Raw genomic sequence first — 5,850 nt, 5'->3', positions numbered from 1 at the left:
ACTACCGATCAGGGTTTGATCGGCGGATCCAACGGCTTCGCTTCCGGCTTCGCTTCCGGCTTTGCTTCCGGCTTTTTATCGTCCGGCTTCTTCTGCGCGGCTACCTTGGCGGCCTCTGCCCTCTGCTTGGCCAGCACCGAACCCGGCTGCTTCAACTCCGCCAGCGCGTCGTTGATCGGGCCGTCGCCTGGCAATACGTCGCCGGCCTTGTAGCCGTCGCCGCCTTCCTCGTCGCCGCGCAGGTGGCCCGGCAGGGTGGCTTCGCTGTAGTCGGTCAGGCTGGCCGGCAGCGCATCATCGCCCGGCTGCCGTTCCGGCTGCAGCAGCACGTCGGGCACGATACCGGTGGCCTGGATGGATTTGCCGCTCGGAGTGAAGTACCGCGCGGTGGTGAGCTTGACCGAGTCGCCATTGTCCAGCGGCAGCACGGTCTGCACCGACCCCTTGCCGAAGGTGCGGCTGCCGACCACGCGCGCACGGCCGTTGTCGCGCAGCGCGCCGGCCAGCACTTCGGACGCGCTGGCCGAACCGGCGTCGGCCAGCACCACCACCGGTGCGCCCTTGAGCAGATCGCCCGGGGTGGCATCGAAGCGCGCATCGCTGATCGAGATACGGCCACGGGTGCTGACGATATTGCCCTTGTCGAGCAGATCATCGGCCACCTGCACCGCCGCGGTGAGCAGGCCGCCCGGGTTGCTGCGCAGGTCCAGTACGAGGCCCTTGAGCTTGCCGCCGGCCTGCTGCTGCAGCTGGCCGACCTGCTTCTGGAAATCGGCGCCGGTGTCGGCCTGGAAGGTGCTCAGGCGGATGTACCCATAGCCCGGCTCCAGCATGCGGCTGCGCACGCTGGTCACGCGGATGGTCTGGCGGGTGACGGTAACGTCGAACGGCTTGGCCCTGCCTTCGCGCACCAGCGTCAGCACCACCTTGCTGCCCGCCTTGCCGCGCAGCGGCTCGGTGGCCTGGATGGCACTGATCGGCTTGCCGTCGATGGCGATGATCAGGTCGCCGGCGCGGATCCCGGCGCGGGTGGCCGGGGTGTCGTCGATCGGCGAGATTACTTTGAGGCTGCTGTTGTCCGGCTGCTGCTGCAGCTCCACGCCGATGCCGTCGTAGGCACCGGTGGCCTGTTCGTCGAAGGCCTCGGCGTCTTCCTTGTCGAAATAGGTGCTGTGCGGATCCAGGTCGAGCAACAGGCCACGGATGGCCGATTGCATCAGCTTCTTGTCATCCACCGGGTCCACGTAGGCGGCGCGCACTGCGTTGTAGACCGCCACGTAACGCCGGATTTCCTCCAGCGGCACTTTCGATGTCACCGCCTCTTCGCTGCTGGCGGCATCGCTGGCGCTGCTGGCGGCCTCGCTGGTCTGCTGCGCCCAGGACACGGCGGGCAACAGGGCCAGCAGCAAGGTGGCGGAACGGGCTACGCGCATGAAGCACTCCAGATCGGCGGGGGACGGAAAACACGCACTGGGTGCGTCGCCCGATTATGCGCGAAGCGACGATAAATTCCCGTTGAACCCGGTGCGCACGCGTCGCGCGCTGTTGGGCTGGCTGTCAGCGACGCTGCAGCCAGCTGCCCGGATCGACCGGCTGACCGTTGCGACGCAGTTCGAAATACAGCGCCGTCACCCCCTGTCCACCGGAGTTGCCGACCTTGGCTACCGGGTCGCCCTTCTTCACCGTGGCGCCGGCATCGCGCAGCAGGGTGTCGTTGTGGGCGTACAGGCTCATGTAGCCGTTGCCGTGGTCGACGATCAGGATCATGCCGTAGCCGGTCATCCAGTCGGAGAACACCACCGTGCCATCGGCCACGGCCGTGATCGTGCTGCCGGCGGCGGCGCCGATCAGCACGCCGCTGCTGGTGCGGCCATCGGGCAACTTGCCGCCGTAGCGCGCCAGCAGGTTGCCCGACAGCGGCCAGCCCAGCCCGCCCACCTTGGGCGGCGGGGCGGAGGCCACGGCCGGCGGGGTCTTGCCCGGGCGCGGCGGCGGACGGGTGCCGTTGGCGGCGGCCGCTTTCTCGGCCTTGTCGGCGGCGGCCTTCTCCGCCGCCGCGCGGCGGGCGGCGGCGCGGCGCTCGGCTTCGGCACGCGCGGCGGCGGCGCGCAGGTTGGCCAGCAGCGATTCCAGCGCCTTGGCGTCCTGGCCCAAGGCCTTCTCGCGCTCGCTGCGGTCCTTGTAGCGTTCGTCCAGGCTGGCCACCGTGGCCGCGCGCGTGCGCCGGTCATCGGCCAGGGTCACCACCTGCTGCTTCTGCTGCTGGCGGGTGCCCTCCAGTGCCTGGCGGCGCTCGACGATCTGCGCCTCGACGGCCTGCAGTTCGGCCAGGTCGTGGGTGATGCGCTGGATGCGGCGGGCGCGCTCGCGCTGCAGATAGCGGTGGTAGGCCAGGCTGCGGTTGGCGTCGGCCACGCGGTCCTGCGACAGCAGCAGTTTCAACGGGGCGTTGTTGCCGATCCGGTAGGCCGAGCGCAGCAGCGAGGCCAGTTCCTCGCGCTGCTTGTCCATCCCCGCCTGCAGGTCGCTGCGCTTGCGCTGCAGTTCCTCCATGGCGCGGGTTTCACGCTGCAACGCGGTCTCGGTCTGGGCCAGCACGCGGCCGGTTCGGGCGACCTTCTCATCGGCCTCGCGCAGCTGGCGGGACGCCTGGCCGCGCTGCCCCTCCAACGCACGCCGTTCCTGCGCCACGCCTTTCAGTTCGCTGCGCAGCTTCTGCAGCTTGCGCTCGGCTTCCTTGGAGGTCTGTGCCGCCACCGGGCCCAGCGCCAGCATCGCCAGCGCCAGCAACAGGCCACGCGCGAGCCCACGCAAGGCGGTGGCGCCCCGGTGTGCAGGCGACGGATTGTTATTCCAGCGTGAGGAAGAAGCGTTGTGGCGCAAGGGCTTTCCAGTGACTTCAGGCAGATGCGGATTGTAGCGATGCATGGTGACATCCCCATAGGCGGCCTGCCAGCCGCACCCGGACACGAGGTCATCATGAAACATATTCCGCTCTCGCTGCTGTTGGCCCTGGCGCTGCCCTGCGCGCCCGCCTTCGCCAGCGATGACATCAGCAAGGTCAACGGCAGCATCCGCGCCAGCAGTGGCCAGTCCTACGGCGATCTGGAAACGGTCAACGGCGGCATCACCGTCGAAGAAGGCGTGGTCACCCGCGAGATCCAGACCGTCAACGGCAGCATCCAGGTCAATGACCGCGCCCAGACCACGGGCGTCTCCACGGTGAACGGCAACGTTCGGATCGGTCGCGACGTGGTCGCCGCGGGCAACGTCGAAACCGTCAACGGCAGCATCTTCATCGATCGTGGCAGCCAGATCGACGGCAACATGGAAACCGTCAATGGCGGCATCGGGCTGGTCGAGACGCGCCTGCGCGGCAACATCGAAACCGTCAACGGCGATATCACCGTCGGCGTCGGTTCGCAGGTGGAGGGCGGCATCCGGGTCAAGAAGCCCAGCTTCAACCTGTCCCTCACCAGCGGGCGCAAGCCGCGCGTGATCATCGGGCCGAAGGCCAGCGTCGACGGCAGCCTGCAGTTCGAGCGCGAGGTCACCCTGTATGTGCATCGCAGCGCGCACATCGGCGCGGTCAGCGGTGCGCAGGCCATCCCGTTCGACACCGACGCCGCGCCGCAGGATTGATACCCTCTCCCGGTGCGTTGAATGCACCGGCCCACTGGATCCAGGAATCGATGATGCCCCGCAAACTTCTGTTGTGCCTTGCCGCCACCGCCGCGCTGACCGCGTGCAAGGGCGAAGCCACCGCACCCAGCGACACCGCCCCCCCCACCGCCACGCAGGCACCTGCCGCCGTCGGCCATGCGTTCTCTCCGGACATCACCGCCGCCGACTTCAGCGAGCTGGTCAAGACGCTGGCCTCGGACGACTTCGAAGGTCGCGCACCGGGCAGCAAGGGTGAGGAGTTGACCGTCAACTACATCCGCGACCAGATGCAGCGCATCGGCCTGCAGCCGGGCAACGGCGACAGCTGGTTCCAGGACGTGGCGATGACCGAAACCACGGCCGACGAATCCACCGTGCTCAAGCTCGACCAGGCCGGCAAGACCCGCGACCTGAAGTTCGGCACCGACATGGTGATCGGCACCCGCAGTGGCCAGCCGGAGGTGAAGGTCGACGGCAGCGAGCTGGTGTTCGTCGGCTACGGCGTGGATGCGCCGGAGCAGAAGTGGAACGACTACGCCGGCCAGGACTGGAAAGGCAAGACGGTCGTGATGTTCGTCAACGATCCCGGCTTCCACGTCAATGATGCCAAGTTGTTCGACGGCAAGCGCATGACCTATTACGGGCGCTGGACCTACAAGTTCGAGGAAGCGGCCCGCAAGGGCGCCGCTGCGGCGCTGATCGTGCACGACACTGCCGGTGCGTCGTATGGCTGGGACGTGGTCAAGAATTCGTGGGCCGGCCCGCAGTACGACCTGCCGGCCAAGGACGATCCGGAGGCGCGCATTCCGGCGCAGGGCTGGCTGAGCGCCGAGGCGGCGCGCCAGCTGTTCGCCGATGCCGGGCTGGACCTGGACAAGGCCTACAAGGACGCCAGCAAGCGCGGCTTCAAGCCGGTCTCGCTGAAGGCCAAGGTGTCCTTCGACCTGAAGAGCACGATCGCCGAGAAGACTTCGCGCAACGTGGTCGGCGTTCTGCCGGGCAGCAAGCGCGCCGACGAGGCCGTGCTGTACATGGCGCACTGGGACCACCTGGGCAAGCACGAGGGTGAGCAGGGCGACAACATCTACAACGGTGCGGTGGATAACGCCACCGGCGTGGCCGGGATCCTGGAAGTGGCCGATGCGATGGTGCACCAGCAGCCGCCGCCGGAGCGTTCGGTGGTGTTCCTGGCGGTGACGCTGGAAGAATCGGGCCTGCTCGGTTCCAAGTACTACGTCAGTCACCCGACCTTCCCGCTGGACAAGATTGCCGGGGTGATCAACATCGATGCGATGTCGGTGGCCGGCCGTGCCAAGGACCTGACCGTGACCGGTTTCGGCAGCTCGGAACTGGAAGACATCCTCAAGCCGCTGGCCGCCAACCAGGGCCGCACGCTGCATGGCGAGACCTCGGTGCAGAGCGGCTTCTACTTCCGTTCGGACCATTTCAACTTCGCCAAGGCCGGCGTGCCGGCGTTGTATGCCGATGGCGGCGAAGACCTGCGCGACGGCGGCATCGAGGCCGGCCGCAAGGCGGCCGAGGCGTACGGTCGCGACCGCTACCACGGGCCGAAGGATGAGTTCGATCCGGCCACCTGGAAGCTGGATGGCACGGTGGAAGACCTGCAGTTGCTGTACGGCGTGGGCAAGGAGCTGGCCGGCGGCGATCGTTGGCCCAACTGGTATGAGGGCAACCCGTTCAAGGCGGCTCGCGATGCGATGATGAAGGGCAAGGGCGCTGCGGTGGCACCGGCAGCACCGGCCCCCTGGTCGGCTTGCGGTTGTCAGGTTGAACACGAAACGGCGCCCATGGGGCGCCGTTTTTGTTTCTGGAGCTGCGGTAGGGTCGCATCCCGATCGACCGCCGCTGTAGTGCCCGCGCCCGACAATGGCGTCGCATGGCATGTAAAGGATCGGCAGGGGCCTGTCTACTGGGCCTACGCATCAACGGTCCATGCTTCGATGCGGTCGCAGGCAAGCTCGGGGATCGCTCGGGAAGCGTCCGTGCCGGGCCAGGTGAGTGCATTCCCCGCGGTCATGTAGGGCCGAGCCATGCTCGGCACCGCAGGTGAATGTATTCCCCGCGATCAGGTAGAGCCGAGCCATGCTCGGCATCGCAGGTGAGTGCATTCTCCGCGATCAGGTAGAGCCGAGCCATGCTCGGCATCGCAGGTGAGTGCATTCTCCG

The 5,850-nt window shown here is 67.6% G+C and carries 3 protein-coding genes and 1 pseudogene; 2 read left to right on the top strand and 2 right to left on the bottom strand.

The features are described from left to right. Positions 1-8 precede the first annotated feature (8 nt). Both RTO53_RS19210 and RTO53_RS19205 read right to left on the bottom strand, forming a co-directional pair. Positions 9-1,433, bottom strand: a complete 1,425-nt coding sequence (locus tag RTO53_RS19210; RefSeq protein WP_312239275.1) for a S41 family peptidase — start codon at positions 1,431-1,433, stop codon at positions 9-11. A 124-nt stretch (positions 1,434-1,557) separates the two neighbouring features. Then, the gene (locus tag RTO53_RS19205; RefSeq protein ID WP_312239276.1) at positions 1,558-2,775 is read right to left on the bottom strand and encodes a peptidoglycan DD-metalloendopeptidase family protein; all 1,218 of its coding nucleotides are present in this window, start codon (positions 2,773-2,775) and stop codon (positions 1,558-1,560) included. A 204-nt stretch (positions 2,776-2,979) separates the two neighbouring features. Between RTO53_RS19205 and RTO53_RS19200 the strand changes: the two genes are divergently transcribed. Together RTO53_RS19200 and RTO53_RS19195 are read left to right on the top strand one after the other, a co-directional pair. Further along, positions 2,980-3,642: a hypothetical protein gene (locus RTO53_RS19200; RefSeq protein WP_312239274.1), complete on the top strand. Its 663-nt coding sequence runs from the start codon at positions 2,980-2,982 to the stop codon at positions 3,640-3,642. Between the two features lie 53 nt (positions 3,643-3,695). Then, positions 3,696-5,438, top strand: a pseudogene (locus RTO53_RS19195) (M28 family metallopeptidase); the annotation flags it as partial. Positions 5,439-5,850 lie beyond the last annotated feature (412 nt).

The sequence above is a fragment of the Stenotrophomonas sp. genome, assembly GCF_031995405.1.
In the GTDB taxonomy this organism is placed as follows: Bacteria; Pseudomonadota; Gammaproteobacteria; order Xanthomonadales; family Xanthomonadaceae; genus Stenotrophomonas.
This window is presented reverse-complemented; position numbering and strand designations above follow the sequence as displayed.

Coding starts and splice junctions, on each gene's coding strand:
- RTO53_RS19210 (WP_312239275.1), bottom strand. CDS start 1,433: ATGCGCGTAGCCCGTTCCGCCACCTTGCTGCTGGCCCTGTTGCCCGCC.
- RTO53_RS19205 (WP_312239276.1), bottom strand. CDS start 2,775: ATGCTGGCGCTGGGCCCGGTGGCGGCACAGACCTCCAAGGAAGCCGAG.
- RTO53_RS19200 (WP_312239274.1), top strand. CDS start 2,980: ATGAAACATATTCCGCTCTCGCTGCTGTTGGCCCTGGCGCTGCCCTGC.